Annotated in this window: 17 protein-coding genes and 1 pseudogene; 9 read left to right on the plus strand and 9 right to left on the minus strand. The window is 43.2% G+C overall.

The features are described from left to right. Positions 1 to 114 precede the first annotated feature (114 nt). The 4 genes and pseudogenes from rnc to V7K36_RS12230 form a co-directional block, all read right to left on the minus strand. The gene (rnc, locus tag V7K36_RS12220; protein WP_335115998.1) at positions 115 to 795 is read right to left on the minus strand and encodes a ribonuclease III; all 681 of its coding nucleotides are present in this window, start codon (positions 793 to 795) and stop codon (positions 115 to 117) included. A gap of 304 nt (positions 796 to 1,099) precedes the next feature. Further along, positions 1,100 to 1,177, minus strand: a complete 78-nt coding sequence (locus tag V7K36_RS34100; protein ID WP_442948458.1) for an HNH endonuclease — start codon at positions 1,175 to 1,177, stop codon at positions 1,100 to 1,102. 496 nt (positions 1,178 to 1,673) lie between these two features. Continuing rightward, positions 1,674 to 2,282: a hypothetical protein gene (locus V7K36_RS12225; protein WP_335116000.1), complete on the minus strand. Its 609-nt coding sequence runs from the start codon at positions 2,280 to 2,282 to the stop codon at positions 1,674 to 1,676. Positions 2,283 to 2,316: 34 nt separating this feature from the next. Then, positions 2,317 to 2,391: pseudogene (locus V7K36_RS12230) on the minus strand (Uma2 family endonuclease); the annotation flags it as partial. Positions 2,392 to 2,482: 91 nt separating this feature from the next. On the opposite strand from V7K36_RS12230, the gene bchD reads away from it, so the two are divergent. After that, positions 2,483 to 4,516, plus strand: a complete 2,034-nt coding sequence (bchD, locus tag V7K36_RS12235) for a magnesium chelatase ATPase subunit D (protein ID WP_335116002.1) — start codon at positions 2,483 to 2,485, stop codon at positions 4,514 to 4,516. Between the two features lie 71 nt (positions 4,517 to 4,587). Here bchD and V7K36_RS12240 read toward each other — a convergent pair whose 3' ends face one another. Then, on the minus strand, positions 4,588 to 5,388 hold the full coding sequence (locus V7K36_RS12240; protein WP_334832725.1) for an RNA polymerase sigma factor SigF: 801 nt from the start codon (positions 5,386 to 5,388) through the stop codon (positions 4,588 to 4,590). 337 nt (positions 5,389 to 5,725) lie between these two features. Here V7K36_RS12240 and V7K36_RS12245 point away from each other — a divergent pair, with 337 nt between their 5' ends. Further along, the gene (locus V7K36_RS12245; RefSeq protein WP_334832723.1) at positions 5,726 to 6,454 is read left to right on the plus strand and encodes a Bax inhibitor-1/YccA family protein; all 729 of its coding nucleotides are present in this window, start codon (positions 5,726 to 5,728) and stop codon (positions 6,452 to 6,454) included. A gap of 100 nt (positions 6,455 to 6,554) precedes the next feature. Here the strand turns inward: V7K36_RS12245 and V7K36_RS12250 are convergent, their stop codons facing one another. Both V7K36_RS12250 and V7K36_RS12255 read right to left on the minus strand, forming a co-directional pair. Next, complete coding sequence (locus V7K36_RS12250; RefSeq protein WP_335116004.1) at positions 6,555 to 6,998, minus strand: VOC family protein; 444 nt, start codon at positions 6,996 to 6,998, stop codon at positions 6,555 to 6,557. 135 nt (positions 6,999 to 7,133) lie between these two features. Beyond that, complete coding sequence (locus V7K36_RS12255; RefSeq protein WP_442941291.1) at positions 7,134 to 7,643, minus strand: TIGR02652 family protein; 510 nt, start codon at positions 7,641 to 7,643, stop codon at positions 7,134 to 7,136. A gap of 242 nt (positions 7,644 to 7,885) precedes the next feature. Here V7K36_RS12255 and V7K36_RS12260 point away from each other — a divergent pair, with 242 nt between their 5' ends. The 3 genes from V7K36_RS12260 to V7K36_RS12270 all read left to right on the plus strand — a co-directional run bounded on the left by V7K36_RS12260 (position 7,886) and on the right by V7K36_RS12270 (position 11,030). Next, positions 7,886 to 8,413: a gamma carbonic anhydrase family protein gene (locus V7K36_RS12260; RefSeq protein WP_335116006.1), complete on the plus strand. Its 528-nt coding sequence runs from the start codon at positions 7,886 to 7,888 to the stop codon at positions 8,411 to 8,413. Positions 8,414 to 9,358: 945 nt separating this feature from the next. Continuing rightward, the gene (locus V7K36_RS12265; RefSeq protein ID WP_292772125.1) at positions 9,359 to 9,487 is read left to right on the plus strand and encodes a photosystem II protein Y; all 129 of its coding nucleotides are present in this window, start codon (positions 9,359 to 9,361) and stop codon (positions 9,485 to 9,487) included. 232 nt (positions 9,488 to 9,719) lie between these two features. Beyond that, positions 9,720 to 11,030 (plus strand): bifunctional folylpolyglutamate synthase/dihydrofolate synthase, encoded by a 1,311-nt coding sequence (locus tag V7K36_RS12270; RefSeq protein ID WP_335116078.1) that lies wholly within the window; start codon positions 9,720 to 9,722, stop codon positions 11,028 to 11,030. A gap of 10 nt (positions 11,031 to 11,040) precedes the next feature. Here the strand turns inward: V7K36_RS12270 and V7K36_RS12275 are convergent, their stop codons facing one another. Further along, entirely contained in the window at positions 11,041 to 11,265 is a 225-nt protein-coding gene (locus V7K36_RS12275; protein ID WP_335116008.1) for a hypothetical protein, read from the minus strand. Then, positions 11,237 to 12,535: an ABC transporter substrate-binding protein gene (locus V7K36_RS12280; RefSeq protein ID WP_335116010.1), complete on the minus strand. Its 1,299-nt coding sequence runs from the start codon at positions 12,533 to 12,535 to the stop codon at positions 11,237 to 11,239. Before V7K36_RS12280 ends, V7K36_RS12275 begins: the two co-directional genes overlap by 29 nt. 201 nt (positions 12,536 to 12,736) lie before the next feature. On the opposite strand from V7K36_RS12280, the gene pilM reads away from it, so the two are divergent. From pilM to V7K36_RS12300, 4 genes are all read left to right on the plus strand, one after another. Beyond that, a complete protein-coding gene (gene pilM / locus V7K36_RS12285; RefSeq protein ID WP_334832715.1) occupies positions 12,737 to 13,843 on the plus strand; it encodes a type IV pilus biogenesis protein PilM in 1,107 nt (368 codons plus the stop codon). A gap of 4 nt (positions 13,844 to 13,847) precedes the next feature. Beyond that, positions 13,848 to 14,624: a PilN domain-containing protein gene (locus V7K36_RS12290; protein ID WP_335116012.1), complete on the plus strand. Its 777-nt coding sequence runs from the start codon at positions 13,848 to 13,850 to the stop codon at positions 14,622 to 14,624. Continuing rightward, positions 14,621 to 15,424, plus strand: coding sequence for a pilus assembly protein PilO (locus V7K36_RS12295; RefSeq protein ID WP_335116014.1), 804 nt, complete (start codon positions 14,621 to 14,623; stop codon positions 15,422 to 15,424). Before V7K36_RS12290 ends, V7K36_RS12295 begins: the two co-directional genes overlap by 4 nt. 366 nt (positions 15,425 to 15,790) lie before the next feature. Then, positions 15,791 to 18,226, plus strand: coding sequence for an AMIN domain-containing protein (locus V7K36_RS12300; RefSeq protein ID WP_335116016.1), 2,436 nt, complete (start codon positions 15,791 to 15,793; stop codon positions 18,224 to 18,226). The last annotated feature ends 613 nt before the right edge of the window (positions 18,227 to 18,839 follow it).

An 18,839-nucleotide genomic window follows, 5' to 3' on the forward strand; every position in this document is an offset into this window, starting at 1 on the left:
ATTACTTCTTCTGCTCTTGAACCGTAGTTTTTCACTTTCACACAGTAAAAATAAATTAAGAAGCAAGAGGAATAGGAAGATGTTTTATACCTCTATGAGCCTGGGTAATCATCTCTACAACAAACCTTTCTTTTTCAACTTAGCTAGCGCATCTTCAGCAGCATCTTTTTCAGCCTCTTTTTTATTACGTCCCGTACCCGTTCCATGCTTTTTTCCATCTACCAATACTCTAGCTACGAATTGTGGTGCGTGAGAAGGTCCTCCTATTTGTTCTGTCTCATATATCGGGGGATTTGGGGTAACATGAGATTGCACCCATTCCTGAAAGCGGTTTTTTGAGTCTACATTAGAGCGAGACACAACAATATTTTGCGATACGGAATCAAACAGGGGTTCTACAATTTTGCGAACTTCTTCAATATTGGAATCCTTATCTAGATAGTAGGCGCCAAGGACTGCTTCAAAGGTGCTACTTAATAAATTAGGATTTTGATATCCTCCGTCTCGAATTGCACCTTGTCCTAATCTCATCTTAAATTGTAAATCAACTTCAAGAGCAAACTTTGCTAATTGCTTCTGATCTACTAATGCAGAACGGCGGCGAGTTAATTCATCTTCTCCTTTTTCTAGATGACATTTATAGAGATATTCACCACTTAAAAAATTTAGGATAGCATCACCGAGAAATTCTAGGCGTTCATTATCCTTGCTTGTCGGATGTTCATTGACATAAGAACGGTGAGTAAGCGCTTGTTCTAGAAGTGTTAAATTATCGAATTTTGGAAGTTCGTGCATTTTTATTTTTTCCTATTTTTGGTAGTTAATTTAATGGAAAAGACGGGTAAGCTGCCTACCCTAGAAAATAAGAGCCTAATAAAATTGAGATGCTACCTAGAAACAGTTATTCTCTCTCCAGAGAGGCGGATAGGGGAGCATCTCAATGAGTGTAAAAAGCCTTGTAAAACCTCACCCCAACCCTCTCCTTGGTAAGGAGAGGGAGCAAGAATCTTGTTTATAATTTGGTATATTTGCAAAACTGAGATGCTCCCGGCGGATAGAGACTGTTTCCACGAGTGTTATTACAGTGAAAACAAGAAAGTCATAAGTTTTCAAAAGAATTAGAACCGCCATGACTCTTGGGTAAAAGGTGTTCAATCGTCAACCTCTCTTGTGGTATATTCTGGCGACATCACCAACAGTTAGAGCCATAAAAATCACTAAGTTGCTGCTTCTTATTACGTTTTTGTTTGGTATTCATTTTGTCAATGTTCCATTTTTTTTGTTGTTTGCAACAGTATTGGAATATTATGCATCTAGGGCTAACGAATTTATGTTGAGGGAACTTATCAAAAATGAATCTCCCTCGATAAAAAAATTCGCTATCTACGTTTTCGTTTGGTTCAAGTCTCAGCCGTAGAATTCCTAAGAAATTCTGCTGCTGAGACATGCACCAAAAACCTGCGCTTTAGAGTGCGGTTATTTTGCTGTCTTAAGTACACATTGACATAACTGATGCTAGATGTCAATATAGTTATTTATGAAGATTCGTAATAGCGTACACGCGTAGCGGCTTGTCGTAAGATATCGCTCGCCATCCATCAAGTTTAAAAATCATCTATGGTATTCTCTCAACACCACCATTTATTTAAATAATATTTTAGTTAATAAACAATTTACGGCTTACTTTGCGCGATCGCACTATACAAAATCCCTAAAATTTTCTTAATATCCTTAATATAATATTCACTCAAATCAATCGAAACTAGATTACCTTCAAGCTTGAGAAATTGCCAGATTGTACCGATAGTAACAGCACCATATATAGCTTTGACTTGATTTCCACTTCTCTCGTTAAAAATCTGTGCAGCTACCATTTCAGCAATACATTGTGCTAAACCAGACCTCAAATTCTCATTTTTACTTTCTACTAAGACAACCACCGGACTACGTATAAGCAACTGCTCCGAAGAAACACTCAAAATAAAATCACAAAAGCCATTTAGTCCTCGTTGGCTATCAACAGTAAAATCAACTCCAGAAAACAAGCTTATTTCATAATTAAATTTGCGCCTAATTTCTAACAAAATTGGACTAATTATCATTTCACTCCGAGCTTTTTCTGTACTTATCGCTACTGCTAGATCAACATTTTCCTTAAGGATGGTAGATAATAAATCACTACATTCTTGCTCATGTACACTTGCAAATAGTCCAGATGACTCGTAGATAACTAAACCAAAAGAATCAATAATTTCAATAAGTTTAAAATCACTATAAGCCATAAAACTTACTGCTTTGTCTTATCTGACAATTCAGGTCATGGAAAAAGCCCAATTCTCCAAGCCTGTGGTATTCATCCAGTGTGAAGCGTTTAGCCTGAGCAATACTCATAACCTTACCTTTCTCTGATTGCCATAATACTTATTCTAAATGTGTCAGAAATTGGTATGCTAAAGACCAAGACTCGCTATGAAAGCAAACAATGCCTGCGCCTCCTATCAATCCCACGATCACTGCCTTTCCCTTGAGTGCCGTAGTCGGTCAAGAAGCAATTAAATTAGCCTTGCTGTTAGCCGCAGTTGATCCTGGTTTGGGAGGAGTAGCGATCGCAGGTCGTCGCGGTACGGCAAAATCTGTGATGGCTCGTGCTATCCACGCTCTACTACCGCCGATAGAAGTTGTCAAAGGCTCAATCAGCAATTGTGACCCCAACCACCCAGAAGAATGGGATGATCAACTTTTGGCGGAGTACGCAGACAAAGATATTCAAGATGTTCCCGTTGAAATAATTCCCGCGCCTTTTTTGCAAATTCCTCTAGGTATCACAGAAGACCGACTCCTCGGTTCTGTGGATGTGGAAAAGTCGGTAAAACAAGGTGATACCATTTTTCAGCCCGGTTTACTCGCGACAGCAAACCGGGGTGTACTGTACGTAGATGAAATTAATTTATTAGATGACCAAATATCAAATCAGCTTCTAACAGTATTATCTGACGGACGCAACCAAATAGAACGAGAAGGGATCAGTTTTCAGCATCCGTGTAAATCCTTATTTATTGCCACCTACAATCCAGAAGAAGGCGGATTACGGGAGCATTTGCTAGATAGAATTGCGATCGCACTCTCTGCTGACGGTGTACTCGGCTTAGATCAAAGAGTAGAAGCAGTTGAAGTTGCGATCGCCTATTCTAAATCTCCCCAAGACTTCCTTCAGCAGTACAACGAAGATTTAGACGCCCTCAAAACCCAAATCATCTTGGCACGGGAATGGTTGAAAGAAGTAATTATCACCCATGAACAAATTGCCTACTTAGTAGATGAGGCCATTCGCGGCGGAGTTCAGGGACATCGTGCCGAGTTATTCGCCACGCGAGTTGCTAAGGCGGCGGCAGCTTTGGAAGGACGAACAACAGTTAATGCCGAAGATTTGCGCCGTGCTGTGGAACTGGTGATTGTACCACGCGCCACAATTGTGCAGACACCGCCACCAGAACAATCACCACCACCGCCTCCACCCCCACCACAAAATCAAGAAGAATCCCAGGACGAATCAGAAGAGGAAGAAGAGGAAGAACAAGAAGAACAGGAAGAAAATCAAGAGCAAGAACCCCCTAGCATCCCCGAAGAATTCATTTTTGATCCAGAAGGGGTAATCCTTGACGACAGCGTGCTTTACTTTACTCAAATGGCGAAGCGGCAAGGGAAATCTGGTAGTCGCAGTGTCATCTTTTCCGATGACAGGGGACGCTACATTAAGCCAATGTTGCCCAAGGGGAAAGCGCGACGCATTGCAGTAGATGCTACCCTGAGAGCTGCGGCTCCTTATCAAAAAGCCCGGAGAGAAAGACACCCAGATAGAAAAGTTATTGTCGAACAGGCTGATATTCGCTCGAAACGCCTGGTACGCAAAGCCGGGGCGTTGGTAGTATTTGTGGTAGATGCTTCTGGCTCAATGGCCTTGAATCGAATGCAGTCGGCTAAAGGTGCGGTGATGCAACTCTTGACAGAAGCTTATCAAAACCGCGACCAAATAGCATTGATTCCCTTCCGGGGAGAACAGGCAGAGGTATTATTGCCTCCAACACGTTCTATTGCCTTGGCGCGTAACCGCTTGGAAAGGTTGCCCTGTGGTGGCGGTTCGCCCTTAGCACATGGTTTAACCCAAGCTGTGCGCGTCGGCTTAAATGCCCAGATGAGCGGAGATATTGGGCAAGTTGTGCTTGTAGCGATTACCGATGGGCGGGGTAATATTTCCTTAGCGCGTTCTTTAGGCGAACAACTAGAACCAGGAGAAAAGCCAGATATCAAAGGAGAATTATTAGAAATTGCTGCCAGAATCCGGGCTTTGGGGATGCAACTATTAGTAATTGATACGGAAAGTAAATTTGTGTCCACGGGCTTTGCTAAGGAATTATCGCAAACAGCAGGCGGTAAATATTATCATTTACCGAAAGCGACAGATCAAGCTATTGCTGCTATGACCAGAGGTGCGATCGCTGATTTAAAATCTCGATAATTAGTCATTTGTCATTTGTCATTTGTCATTGGTCATTGGTCATTAGTGATTGGATTTTTGGACAAGCACGACTAAGACCCTGTTGGCATTACTTGTGTTGGCATTACCTGTGGTTGCAAATAGTAAATCAAATCTTGAATTCCCTTTTGCAGATACCGCGTTACCGTCATTGGACTAGTGCCAATATTCTTAGCAGCATCCTTGCGAGAAAGTTCCTTCAAAAATACCATTTCAACTGCCATGCGGGGCTTGTCTTCTAACATATTTATTGCGCCTTGGAGTTGTTGCCGTTCTTCTTCTTCTTGCAGAAGAACATGAGAACGAGGACAAGGAAGTGCCTCACCCAAGGTTATTTGGCAATCAACATAGTTAAGTGCGGTCGCATCTAAACTTAAAGGCATACGGTTTTGAGCAGCTAACTTGGTTTCTTGCCATTCTTGCAGAGATACCTGAAGTTCCTTGGCGATTTCAGCATCTTTGGGAAGGCGACCTAAAGACATTGCCAAGTCCTTGCGAATCTTTTGTCCTTCATTGTACAGTTCTTGCCAACGACGGGGAATTTTTAATAGAGTACTGCGATCGCGCAAAAAGTGCAGCATCTCACCGCGAATATATGGTACAGCAAAGGAACTAAAAGCATATCCTTGGCTAGGGTCGAAGCGCTCAATTGCCCTAATCAAACCAAAATAACCGATTTGTTCTAAATCTTCATAAGGTTCGTTACATTGATGGCTGAATTTATGAGCCATCTTCCGAACTAAGCCAGTATGTAACTGTACAAGTTTATTACGAAGTTTAATAGAAGGATTCTGGTGGTACAAGTGTAATAATTCTATACCATCAATTCGTAAAGAGGACTCACTTGTTGCCATATACATTCCCTTGTTGTAACTCCTATTCCTAAGAAAGTGGAGCTGCGTATATTTTCTTTTAAGCTGTCATTATTTTCCCTAGTTAAGCCTGAATAAGCTATCGTCGTTTCACTGAACTTATCAAGGGTCGCACTCCACAGTCCAGTATTTTTACGCATGATTTTGCTAACCTCTCTGTTGCAGGTTATTTTTGATTTTTAGATAAAAATTTCAACCTTGCATCATCTTTTTTGTTTAGTTGTCTTCTAACTTGCCTAACCCGTTCCTGGTTTCTTGCCCTAAATCTTGGTAAGAATAGGAATAAGCAGAACGTTTTCCTAAAAAACAGTTTTTCAATATGAGCAATACCAGTAATTTTCGTGAAGCTATGCGTGAGGCTAAATCTCACGCCCTCGTTGGCCCAAATGTAATTGCCAACGCCCTCCCCTACGTCGGTGGTGGATTGGTGCTAACGGCATTAGGAACCTACGGCGGTTTGGGAGTTATCCGTACTAACCCCGGAATATTCTTTCCCACCTTCATTGGTGCGGTGATTTTGGAATTAATTTTGTTCTTTGTTGCCCAAAATGTTGCTCAAAAAGGTAACAAGGGACTTGCACTACCCCTGTTGGCAACCTACAGCCTTTTATCTGGATATACTCTCAGTGGCTTGATATTTGTCGCTTTGAGATCCCAAGGTGTTGGCATTCAAGGCATTGGATTAGCTGCCCTTGGTTGTGGCATCACCTTTATTTTTGCCCGTCAAATTGGTTCAAATCTCTCTGAACAAGACGGCATGGCTTTGACGAAAACCATCAATCTTGGCGTCATTGCTTTGGTGGTTGTGTGTCTAGCCCAATTCGGGTTTGCCATGTTTGGTGTTTACACGCCAAATTGGTTAGAAATCGCCATCTCAGGTTTGGGGGTGTTTCTATTTGTTGGGGTTTCTGTTGTGGATTTCTACATCTTGCCCCGCACTTACAGCGATGACCAATATCTGCCTGCTGCTTTGTCGATGTACCTCACTTACATCAACTTGTTCGTCTTTATCTTGCGCTTGCTAATTTCCCTAAATGGCCGCAATTAATTGTCTGTAGGTACTAACAAAAGTAAAGTTTTATAAAGTAAAAATCGTGGTTAATTTTTTTAGCAACCACGGTTTTTTCATCTGTTTAATAGTAGAAAAATTATGGGAGTTTTCCTAAAACTCGAATGAATTCCAGGGGTAAGCCATCAGTATCGGCGATGAAAGCCACTTCGTAAATGCGATCGCCTATTTGCTGTTGTGTCGGTTCTAAAAGTACCTTCAAAGGTTGTAATTCTTCTACTTGACTCTCGGTTCCCAGTCGGACACGTTCTTGTAAATTTGTCAACCAGCTAGGTAAATCTGGTGTAATCTCAGTTAAATCGAACGAGAGATGATAATATCCCACATAATGTTCGTCAGCAAACGCATCTGGGGCTGGTTTTGGTTCGGGAATTTGGATCATTTCAATTCTGCCGCCCAATCCTTCCATCCAGCAAGCTAGGGTGTAGCCTGTAGTAAAGCGTTCCGAAATTGTAAACCCTAAATGTTCGTAGAAAGCGATCGCTCGATGAATATTCGCAGTCCGAATCGAAGCGTGGTGCATAATTTGTCCTTTGTCAGTTGTCCTCTGTTATAAAGTTCTGATCGGAGAAAACCTCCGATCAGAACTTGGCACTTTGTCCTTTGTTATTCACTAATGACAAATGACAAATGACCAATGACTAATGACTAATGACCATTACTCAAACAACCTGAAATAGGGGTAGCGTACAGGAACGCCAGGTTCTTTTTCCAAGTCAAAATTAATCACTTCCCAACAGGGATCTTCTGAGGTATCAGGGCTAAAGTCCACGGGTAAGCCATACAAACGCGCAGCAGTAGCTTCTGGTTGTCCAGAACGCCAAGGTGTACTGCGTTCTAAGTAGCCACTCATCAATTCCTGATAGCGTCGAGCAATAATCACTTTTGTTGCTCGATAGCCTTGCGTATAAAGCTTATCTAATGCTTCGTGAATTTCAAAGCGAATACCATCAGGATGAGTATGCTGTCTATACCATTCATTATTCCACCTCCGCCAATGACGCCCCGATTGCAAATGGATTAACTCGCCATTTTTAGGATTAACTTCAAACGCGCCATGACGCGAACACAAATAGGTATCTGTCAGTGTCAGCGCCGGAATAGTCTGGCGACAATGGGGACACTGTATTTCAGGGCCAAACATCGGGTACTGCAAACCTGGATTCATCATGAAGTGCGTACAAACATAATTTTGTCTTCACCAGCACTAGTGGGTTGGATTATACACTTCGGCTCAACCACTTTGGGTTACTTGCTCACTGCTGCATGGACACGGAGTTGCGGCAGGAACATTGTTTACTAGTGTTTTCCTCAGCGTAGAGGCTTGATGCTGTGATATCCTGGTTGTGCAACCAGCCTTAAAGGTTGGAGTTTCTCCAGTGTTCCTGGGTATCATATTTATATTCTATCGTGTCTACCGCTTCTTACTGGACATCTGTCGATTTTTCTCAAGCTGCCTTCATCGCAGCCAATGCTGTTGTTATGGGTTCGGTAGATATAGCAGCAGGGGTGAGCATTTGGTATGGAGCAGTGGTTAGGGGAGATGTTGAACGCATTGAAATTGGCGAATGCACAAATATTCAAGATGGGGCAATTCTACATGGTGATCCTGGTTTTCCGACAATTTTAGAAGATCATGTTACGGTAGGGCATCGCGCTGTGGTACATTCCGCTTACATTGAGCATGGATGTTTGATTGGCATTGGCGCGGTGATTTTAGACGGGGTACGAGTGGGCGCTGGTAGCATTATTGGTGCTGGCGCAGTGGTAACTAAAAATATACCGCCTCTGTCCCTAGTTGTCGGCATTCCTGGCAAAGTGTTACGAAAAGTAACGGAGGCTGAAGCCGCAGAACTGATTGAACACGCTAAACGTTACCAAAAATTAGCTTTAGTTCATGCTGGTAAGGGTACTGATATCAGCTTTAGCAAATCTTAGGGAGTGAGGAGAAATCAATTCAAAATTCACGCATTCAAAATTCAAAATTGTTCGCGTGGTAACAGAGCCTTGCCGAAGTGCAGCGTCTGGTAGAGAAGAAAAGACTGGGGGAGAGGTAGCTGTAATTTAAACATTCTTTACATATTAGATGGGAAAAATTGCCCACTTCAGCTAAAAATGAGAGAGTTATTAAATAGTCATAAACCTTATCGAGCTTAGTCAAAGTTCTAAAAATTCAGTAAGTTTTTCCGATGTATTGTGTTTTCTGCATCTGGTATTGTAAAACTTTGCTGAGTCCATAGGCATTTGTGGTAAAATGTAGACAAATTCCAAGAGCCAATGACCTAATTTAGTCAGGTGAAAATCCTATCTAGTTGCGGAAAGCACAAGCTTATAATCTCTCAGTAGTTAACCTATAGTCTAGAAAAAACTTAAAACTAAATTAGCGAGGTAATCAAATCAGGAATCTTGAAAAAGCAGTCCTTAATACATTTGTAGATGGGATAGAGGTTGTGTAGTTCAGCCATGAAGATAAAACTTCTAAACTAATAACTTTGGATATTTGTCCATATTATTAGCAACTATACTCAGTTTAATGCCGAAAACAAAGGCTAAACCTTTCTGGTTTGCAAACCACAGTCGCGTTCATTACTAGCAAGCCTCTAAAAAGGTCAAACGGGAGTCCACTGTTTGTTAAATCTGCTAAAAATAATGGTTGAACAATGACTAAAAGCTTCAAAAAAACTACTCGTTTAAAACATAGGGTGGGCTACACCCGAATTTACGCTTGTGGACAAGAAGAAGCCGTCTTCCTTGGTTGAAGCAAGAAGCAGACCCTCTAAAGGAAACTTTAGTTGAATGGCTAGCTTTAAATAAGTTTGGTCAAGTTTTGTATAGCAGCAGTTGATAAAACTTTAATTTCTACTTAAAAGAGGGGTTCTAGATATGGATTCTATCGATTTCCGTATAGCAATCGTTTTAGCACCAGTTGCTATTGCTGCTAGCTGGGCAGTATTTAATATTGGCGCTGCGGCTTTAAGACAAGTTCAAGGCTTTTTTGACAAGGAAGCCTAAATTCGGCTTAATATCATTAGGAATAAGAATTAAATAACATACAATTTATGTCCCTGGCTTACCTCACCCTCAATCGCTCTTCTTATAAAGGAGAGGGATCGTGAGACAGGATGAAGTTTTGCATTTTATTTAATCCACGTTCCTTACTCTTCAACCGGCTGTTTCTATTTACGAAGACAGTCGGTTTTATTTGTCATTTGTCAGTCGTCCCCCACTCCCTACTGCCCCTTCTGTGGATATTGATTCTGTAATACAACCCCTGCAACGCTTTGGTGTTCATTTGGGACTCGATCGCATTATCAATCTATTGGCAAATCTCGGCAATCCCCATCACCAAGTCTCGGTAATTCACGTTGCTGGCACTAATGGTAAAGGTTCAGTCTGTGCCTATCTTTCCTCAGTACTTACTGAGGCTGGTTATCGTACAGGACGCTACACTTCCCCCCATTTAGTTGATTGGACGGAACGTATTTGTCTGAATGAACAGCCAATTTCCTCAGAGGAATTGAGTCAATTATTCCAACAAATCCAAGGGTTGATTCTCTCTGAAGACGAACCACCAACTCAGTTTGAAGTAATTACGGCGGCTGCTTGGTTATATTTTGCCCAGCAACAAGTCGATGTGGCTGTGGTAGAAGTCGGACTAGGAGGGCGCTTAGATGCTACCAATGTTTGTTTGGAACCCCTGGTTACGATCATCACTTCCATCAGCCGGGAACACTGGCAGCAACTTGGCCCTACCGTCACTGACATTGCTAGAGAAAAAGCAGGTATTCTCAAAGCTGGATGTCCCGTTGTAGTTGGGTCATTGCCACCAGAGGCAGAGAAAGTTGTGCGATCGCGTGCTTTAGAATTAGAATGCCCGATTTTTACCCCTCAACCCGCCTGTGAAATCGCATCAGGATGGGCAGAATATCAGACAATTCAAAATTCAAAATTAATTAAATACCCTTTGCCGTTAGCGGGACAGATTCAATTAACTAATTCAGCTTTGGCTTTAGCTGCTTTAGAAATTCTTCAACAAAAGGGTTGGCAGATTTCTGAAGAAGCCATAATTAATGGCATGGCAAAAACTAAATGGCCAGGGCGGATGCAATGGACTATCTGGAACAATCATAAATTATTAGTTGATGGCGCTCATAATACCGCCGCCGCCCAAGTTCTTCGCCAATATGTTGATAGTTTAGACACAGTTAACCATAAGCCCGTCAATTGGGTTATGGGAATGTTTTCCGATAAGGATCATACTGATATTTTTACCGCTTTACTACGACCAGGCGATCGCCTTTATTTAGTGCCAATACCAGTAGAACCTTGGCCGGGTAGAACTTCCGCAAATCTAGAGGAATTAGCAAACCTAGCTTACAGCCTCTGTCCAGAATTAAGCGATCGGCAAATCCATCCAGATTTATTCACAGCACTGGAGGCCGCAACCTCAACCGCCACCACAGACGATTTAATCGTTTTATGTGGTTCCCTTTATTTAGTAGGCGATTTTTTACTGAGATCAAAGGAGGTGAATCGCAAGAAGTTTATTCACTAAGGAATAAGAATTAAATAACATACAATTTATCTCCCTGACTTACCTCACCCTCAATCCCTCTCCTTATAAAGGAGAGGGAAGCTAGAGACAGGAGGAATTTTTCCAATGCCCAATGCCCAATGCCCAATGCCCAATGCCCAATGCCCAATGCCCAATGCCCAATGCCCAATGCCCAATGCCCAATGCCCAATGCCCAATGCCCAAATTTATCTTTTATCCCACTCTTGCGCCGCATCCTCTACAGCTTTATCTACAGTCTTTTCCCCTAACATTGCTGCTTGCAAGTTCTCGTACACTGCCTTTTGCAGTTTGTTAAAATCCTTCAATGTCGGGGTTAATATTTCTGCTTGTGGCAGTTCTTTAGCACTCATAATTCGTGCTTTTTCTATTGTTGAAGCATTGGCTGGAACATCTTTAAAGTAACTATCAGACAATGCTTTGATTGTAGAAGGTAAGACATTTGCAGCTTTAGCAAAGGCTAACTGATTTTCGTCATTGGTGACAAATAAAGCAAATTTCACAGCGCCGTCTGGTTGTTTGCTATCGCGGGGAATAACTATGTTCATCACCGCGACATTTTTTTTGCCTGTGTCACCAGTGAGTTGAGGGGCTATTCCCGAAGCTTGAGCGATTTTTGGGGCATTATTAGCGATCGTTTTTAGAAATTCTGGCCCAGAAGCTAGAAACGCAGTCTCTCCAGATTGGTATAAATCAATCGCGTGGCGATGTCCTTGCGTCAAAGCCTCTTTCGGAAGCAACCCTTTTTTATACAAGTCCACCCAATACTGAAACGCTGCTTTACCTTGTGGCGAATTAAACGCCGCTTTCCCATCAGCATTTATTAAAGTCACACCCATTTGCACGAAAGATTCCAGCACTTCCCCGGAATCTTGCGGTACGAAAGTCACAAAAAAGGCATATTTCCCCGTCTTATCTTTAATTTGTTGGGCTGCTTGTGCTAATTCTGCGTAGGTTGCGGGTGGTTTATTGATACCGGCCTCTTTTAATAAATAGGTGTTATAAATGGTTAACCTTGTGGTGAGATACCAGGGAATCCCAAAACTCTTGCCATTGAGAGTACTTGCTTTCCAGATATTCGGTAGATAGGAGGAACGTACATCGTTTGGGACTTTCGCATCTAAATCTAACCAGGCATTTCGTCCGGCAAGTTGGGAAGCGAAACCCGGATTGAGGTTAACTACATCAGGTGGCGTTTTTGCGGAGACTGCTGTTAAAATTTTGTTCTCCATCGCCGCCCAAGGTACATCAACCCAGTTAACCTTTATACCTGGATTTTGCGATTCAAAATTCGCAATTAGGCTTTTGAAGTAGCCGGTAAATTGAGGTTGGAGTTGCATTGTCCAAAACTCAACAGTTGCCGCTCCTGAAGTAGCCTGTTTCGTACTTGTACCAACATTACCTGTGCTGCAACTTACAACCCAACTGGTTAATAAGCCAATCAGTGCCAAAGCAACAAGTTGTTTAAATTTTCGTAATTGAATCATTTTCCCAGTATTTTTACGCTTGATCAGTGTGAAAAGCTTAGGCAAAATTGTCGAGATTATAGGCTAAATAAATTACTTAGCACAAAATCCATCTTTTAGGATCATTTAAATTTCCAATTTAGCAGTCCATCGGACACAACTGTGGTAAAAAGCTTCACTAGTCTGTTTGACAAATCGAATAAAGGGGCCGGCATTGAACTTGTGGTCAAAAAGTTCAATGGTCTGTTTGCCAAAGCGAATAAAGGGGTTGGCATTGAACTTGCTCCCGAACGGGTAAATGTAGTTCAGCTACGTAAACAGGGTCAAGGCTTGAAACTAGAAACCTTTACATCGGTAGCAGTTCCAGAAGGCATAGTTATCGATGGTCAAATCAGCGACCCCGCAACAATGGCGGAATTAATCCAGCAGGCGCTAGCTGAGAGCAAAATCAAAACTTCTCGCGTTGCCACTGCTGTACCGGGGCGAGATTCCATCGTTCGGATAATACCCATGCCAACGGAGTTAGATGACAAAGAACTGCGAGAAATGGTGCTAAACCATGAAGCAGGTTTGTATTTACCCTATCCTCGTGAAGAAGCTGATGTAGATTATCAGAAACTTGACTACTTTGTAGATGAAGATGGCATTGAAAAAGTACACGTACTCCTAGTTGCCACCCGCAAGGAGATAACGGATACCTATATAAGTACATTCGAGCAGGCAGGATTACAAATCGATGTTTTAGAAATTAACAGTTTTGCTCTGATTCGGACTATTCGGGAGCAACTGCGACAATTTGGGCCGCAAGAAGCAGCAGTACTAGTTGATATCGAGTTCGATAGTACAGAAATCGCCATCATCGTTAACGGAGTGCCGCAATTTTCGCGCACAGTCCCAATCGGCACTTATCAAATGCAAACTGCCTTAGCAAGGACAATGAGCTTACCCACATCACGAGATATGGATTTGTTATATGGAATGATTATTCCCCCAACTCCTATAGACGGTGGCAAAACCGGTGTTACCGAACTCGATCCTGGTATGGCATCCATATTGAGAGTATTGGGAGAACTAACAGATGAACTGCGCCGTTCCATCGATTTTTATCTCAATCAAAGTGAAAATTTGGAGGTAGCGCAGATTTTATTAGCTGGCCCAGGAGGTGGACTTCAACAGCTAGATGAATTTTTTACCCAACGATTGAGCTTGCCAACTACCCAAATAGATCCAATCGGGGCTTTATCTTTGGAAGTTGACATTGATAAATATCCACAGGTACAACGCTCTGGCTTGGCGATTGTACTTGGTCTAGGAATGCGGGAGGTATAACAGAATGTACAGCCTAGATGTTAATTTTCTTAAAGACCGCCCAGCATATCAGGGAAAGCCTGAGAAAAAGGGAGGAATAGCCCTAAACTTTCCGGCGGGGAATTTGACACCAGTCTATGTGGGAGTTGGACTAGGTGTAGGTCTTCCAGTTTTATTGGGAATTAGTTGGTGGTTTTTGCAAGGGAAGATTGTGGAATTACAAGCCAAAGCAACAGAACTAGACCAACAAAGCAAGAAATTAGATATAGAAATCGGAAATATTAGCAAAATCAAAGCCGAGACGATCGCAATGAAAGGGGAAACCCAAGCTTTAGTCAGTGTATTTGACCAGATTCGACCTTGGTCAGCAATGCTGCAAGATTTGCGCGATCGCACCCCAGCAGCAGTGCAAATCGAAACCATCAAGCAACTTCCACCCGTTGCGGTAGTGGCAGGTCAGCCACCAAACAATCCCGCCGGGGGATTAGAAATTACCGGATTGGCTCGTTCTTATAACGATGTCAATGATTTCTTATTGATTTTACAACAGTCTCAGTTCTTAAAGTCCACAGAAAGCAGAATTCTGACGGCAACATTAGTAGATCCTCCCTTAACGCCAGGTGCGGGTCAACCTACTACTGGTGTAATAATTAAGCCACCCCAAGTAGTGAAATACACTATTCAATCGACGATGAGCGATGTTCCAGCTTCTTCATTAATCCAGGAGTTGGAAAAAAAAGGCACAGTCGGGTTAGTGACTCGAATTCGTAGTATGCAACAAACAGGAGTCATTCCAAAATGACGCTGAGTGATGATTTAAATTTTGCTGAACATGGTGGGGAATTCGGACCGGCAACGCCAGAGTCCCCCGTGATCTTTGGTATTGCTTTCACACCAAAAATTATTGGGATTTTGGTGGGGGTAATTGGTTTAGCGGGAGCAGGTTATATATTGTTAAACCTGCTGATGCCAGCTTGGGAAAGCTATCAGCAGCAGCAAGCCAAAAACTCCGAACTGCAAGGGCAAGTTGACCAGAAAAAAGCCAGTATCAAACAGATTGATAAAGTTAAAGACGAGCTAGCGCAGGCAAAGCAGCAAAATGTTCAGGTTTTAGGTTTATTTGCTAACGAAAAAACCTTGGATACATTGCTGTTGGACCTGAACCGCTTGATTGAGTCTGGCAATACTCCAACTTCTATTAATACAGTGAGAGCCAAGCTGAAGAAGTTTGTGCCAGTTTCCCCAAAACCAGAACCGATTATCGATGGAAGTCTAGGACTACTGGTTAACGGCAAGCTGCAACGCAGCAGTATCAATGCCGAAATTACAGGAACTTATGAACAAACACAATCGATAATTCGTAACATTGAGCGTTTGCAGCCTTTGTTAATAATTAAAGATTATCAAGTAACTTCGGCTCCAGTAGAGTCAAGAAACCCATTAGATAAAACGCCGATGCCGGTAGGTCCAGCAGCGATTGATACATCATTCCAATTACAGGTATTGATGCCACTTACTCCAGAAGAAATAGCCGCAGCAGCAGCTAAACTTGCCCCAGTTGCCCCAGTTGCCCCAGTTGCTCCAGTTGTCCCGAAAAAGTAATAGTGAACAGTCCTATAGCGGTTCTCGGTTGAGTGAGGTACAAGAACCCCAACCCCCTCCCCGCAGGCGAGGAGGGGGCTATGATGTACCTCATCTGATTAGGAAACGCTGTAAGTGTCAACTTAAGCTTTGGTGAATGGAATAGAGCCTCCGGCACGCTGACGCGAACGCGGCTACACAAACGACGTCCGTCTCCGCGGACTAAGGAGAAAATGAGGGTTTGAAACCCAGATCGGTGGGTAAAGCTTCGTGTAGACGAGCCAGTGCGTTGGGCGGCTCTGCCGACTTGAAGCATCTGGCGTGCAGTTTCTAACCGCCTACTCAAAATTGTTTGTAAACAAGGTTTTATAGTGTGAGGAATGAAGTGTGAAACAGCTTCACGGTAATAGTTTTATATTGGGTGCTACCGCTTTTGTATTTTTGGCAGTTCAACCAGTTTGGGCACAAATTAGTCAAATTACTGATGTAAAGTTAAATCCAGTTGATGGGGGAATTAAGGTTGTTTTGAAAACTTCTTCAGGGTCGCGCCCGCAAGTTTTCACGACAAAAAGAGGCAAGACTTTAGTCGCAGATATTATCAATACTCAATTACGATTACCAGAAGGTAAGAGTTTTCGTCAAGATAGCCCAGCACCAGGAATTACCTCCGTTGAGGTTAGTCAGCTTGATACCAATAGCATTCGGGTGACGGTAACTGGCAGCAATAACACACCTAGCAGTCAACCTGTGGTGCGATCGCTAAATGGAATTACACTCAGTTTTAGCCCATCCGCAGGCACTATAGCATCAGTACCAACACCAACAACACCAACAGCGCCAACATCCACAGCACCGCCTGTTACGACTCCAGCCCAAACTTTTCAAAAGCCAAGTGTTCTCGTTCCCAACCCGCAAATCACCATTGACGGACAACCTGCACAAGCTGCTGGGCCAGGTGAACCTCTGAGTCAACCTCCGAGTCAGGGTCCACCTTTCTTACCTAGAGCCGTCGCCCCACCAGTGGGAGATATTGCCATCTCTAATACTGATGCTTCTCCTAGCACCATTGACTTAGGAACTCAGGAACGTGTACCCCGTTTAGTATTGCGAGATGCGCCGGTGCGTGAGGTTTTGTCATTACTTTCCCGTGCTGCTGGTTTGAACTTGGCTTATGTGGGAGGTGAGCAAGCTGGTGCTGGACAAGCAACCTCTCAAACAATCTCTTTAGATATAGAAAACGAGCCAGTGCAAGATGTGTTTAACTACGTTTTGCGCTTGAGTGGTTTAGAAGCTAATCGCAGTGGTCGTACAGTTTTTGTCGGGGCTAAACTACCTAATGCGACCCGTGACATGGTTATGCGTAGCCTGCGACTTAATCAGGTAACAGTGGGAGTCGCCCTGAACTTTTTGGTCGCCTTAGGAGCAGAAAGTGCGGTCAGCCGCGAACGACAAGTTACCAGTGTTGATGCTGTGCCTGTTGGGTCTGGAGCTGCTCCTATTACCAAAACTCAAACGACCACAGAAACGAGAGTTGAAACTCAACGCGTTAATTTTCAAGACTCTAGCCCATTACTGAGAGGTTTACAGGTATTAGGAGAAGAACGCACCAATGCCATTACCTTAATTGGCGCTCCCAGGCTAGTTGAAATGGCGATGGCTCAACTAACTCAGCTTGATATCCGCCGTCGTCAAGTGGTAGTTAATGTCAAGATTATCGATGTTAATCTCAATAACACCCAGGACTACAACACTAGCTTTTCTTTTGGGATCGGCAACAACTACTTTAGCAATGATGGTGGTGCAGCATCTCTGAATTTTGGCGGTTCAAGGCCAGTTACTAGTGCCGAAGCGAGAAACAGTGTGACTCAGACGCCTACTATTACAAATCCAATTACAGGAACGCCATTCTTGAGCCAAAATGGTACTTTTACAGTTCCAAATGGAGGCTCAGGCGTGAGAGTCATACAAAACGGGATACTCACACAAAACACACCAGGCGATGCGACCTTCCTCCAACCAATTTCTCCAGCAAACAGCAATCCAACTACCCCTGGTCTTACAACTTTTACTCCAGGAACACCAGACACAGTAACAGTTACTACTGATCCTATAACTGGAATACAAACTTCTACTTATGCACAAGGCACTCGTGCAACAGCCGGATTCAATTTGCCAAGTCTTTACCAATTCCCCAAAAAGTTACTCACTAGCTTGCAAGCTCAAGTCACAAATGGCAATGCCAAGATTTTGACTGACCCAACCTTAATTGTGCAAGAAGGTCAGCAGGCTCTTATCAACCTGACTCAGGAAGTGGTGGGAAACATAACCCTTGATATAACGGATAATGCTGGTGGCGCCAGGACAGAAAGAAAAATTGATAAACAAAACGTTGGCTTAACCTTGAGTGTGAAAATTGAGCGGATTGACGATAATGGTTTCGTTTCTCTATCGGTTGCTCCTACTGTCAGCGCTCCTTCAGGTACAACAGATACAGGAAATGGAACTATTACTTTAGTGTCTCAGCGCTCCCTTACTTCTGGCTTAATTCGCTTACGAGATGGTCAAACGCTCATTCTCTCAGGCATCATTCAAGACCAAGACCGGACAAATATCTCCAAGATTCCTATTTTGGGTGATCTTCCACTGATTGGTGCGCTGTTTAGAAGTACAAACAGAACCAACCAGCGCAATGAGGTGATTGTATTACTCACACCTCAAATTATGGATGACTCTCAGAACTCGTCCTACGGCTATAACTACAGCCCCAGCCCAGAAGTGCGGCAAATCCTTGAGCGTCGAGGCTTGAAGCTTCCGCCGAGGTAATAAAGATAATGAGTAGGTGAGTCACCTCTGGCAAAGGCTCAGATCCCCGACTTCTTCAAGGATACAGCTGGCGAATAGGGGATCTGACCCCCGAATAAGGCTAATATACGGACATACGCTTGGGTTCGCGCCAAAAACCTTAAACTGTGTAGGTTGGGTTGAGGAACGAAACCCAACATTTGTCGTGGTTTGTTGGGTTCCACTTCGTATCCCTACGGGGAAGCATGCTACAACCCAACCTACAATTATCCTTAACCCAAGCGTATTGTAATATACGGCACTTGTTCAACGTGTGCCTCCGCAGCCTGTAATATCATGTCCGCTTGATTGCTTATTAAACCCGAAGAACCCCACCCCGCCAAAGCTATGCTTTGTCTCCCCTCCCCGCTTGCGGGGAGGGGTTGGGGGTGGGGTTCTTTTATTATGGGTAATCTGGCGGACATGATATAAGAATTTCCCTAGTGACATTACCCCGACCTAAAGGTACGGGGCTTCCAAGAATTACTTCAAGGTTTTTTTAGTTGCTCCCTTACGGGTTTTCGACTTTGACCTAGACATCTCAGTCCCTGGCAAACCGTCTGCATAGGCGTTTTGGATTCCGACGTGTCCCGCC

The organism is Nostoc sp. (assembly GCF_036919555.1).
Classification (GTDB): domain Bacteria; phylum Cyanobacteriota; class Cyanobacteriia; order Cyanobacteriales; family Nostocaceae; genus Nostoc.

Bases quoted from the DNA above. Each gene is read 5' to 3' on its own strand.
- rnc (WP_335115998.1), bottom strand. From the start codon at position 795: ATGCACGAACTTCCAAAATTCGATAATTTAACACTTCTAGAACAAGCG.
- V7K36_RS12225 (WP_335116000.1), bottom strand. From the start codon at position 2,282: ATGGCTTATAGTGATTTTAAACTTATTGAAATTATTGATTCTTTTGGT.
- bchD (WP_335116002.1), top strand. From the start codon at position 2,483: ATGCCTGCGCCTCCTATCAATCCCACGATCACTGCCTTTCCCTTGAGT.
- V7K36_RS12240 (WP_334832725.1), bottom strand. From the start codon at position 5,388: ATGGCAACAAGTGAGTCCTCTTTACGAATTGATGGTATAGAATTATTA.
- V7K36_RS12245 (WP_334832723.1), top strand. From the start codon at position 5,726: ATGAGCAATACCAGTAATTTTCGTGAAGCTATGCGTGAGGCTAAATCT.
- V7K36_RS12250 (WP_335116004.1), bottom strand. From the start codon at position 6,998: ATGCACCACGCTTCGATTCGGACTGCGAATATTCATCGAGCGATCGCT.
- V7K36_RS12255 (WP_442941291.1), bottom strand. From the start codon at position 7,643: ATGAATCCAGGTTTGCAGTACCCGATGTTTGGCCCTGAAATACAGTGT.
- V7K36_RS12265 (WP_292772125.1), top strand. From the start codon at position 9,359: ATGGATTCTATCGATTTCCGTATAGCAATCGTTTTAGCACCAGTTGCT.
- V7K36_RS12275 (WP_335116008.1), bottom strand. From the start codon at position 11,265: ATGCGGCGCAAGAGTGGGATAAAAGATAAATTTGGGCATTGGGCATTG.
- V7K36_RS12280 (WP_335116010.1), bottom strand. From the start codon at position 12,535: ATGATTCAATTACGAAAATTTAAACAACTTGTTGCTTTGGCACTGATT.
- V7K36_RS12290 (WP_335116012.1), top strand. From the start codon at position 13,848: ATGTACAGCCTAGATGTTAATTTTCTTAAAGACCGCCCAGCATATCAG.
- V7K36_RS12295 (WP_335116014.1), top strand. From the start codon at position 14,621: ATGACGCTGAGTGATGATTTAAATTTTGCTGAACATGGTGGGGAATTC.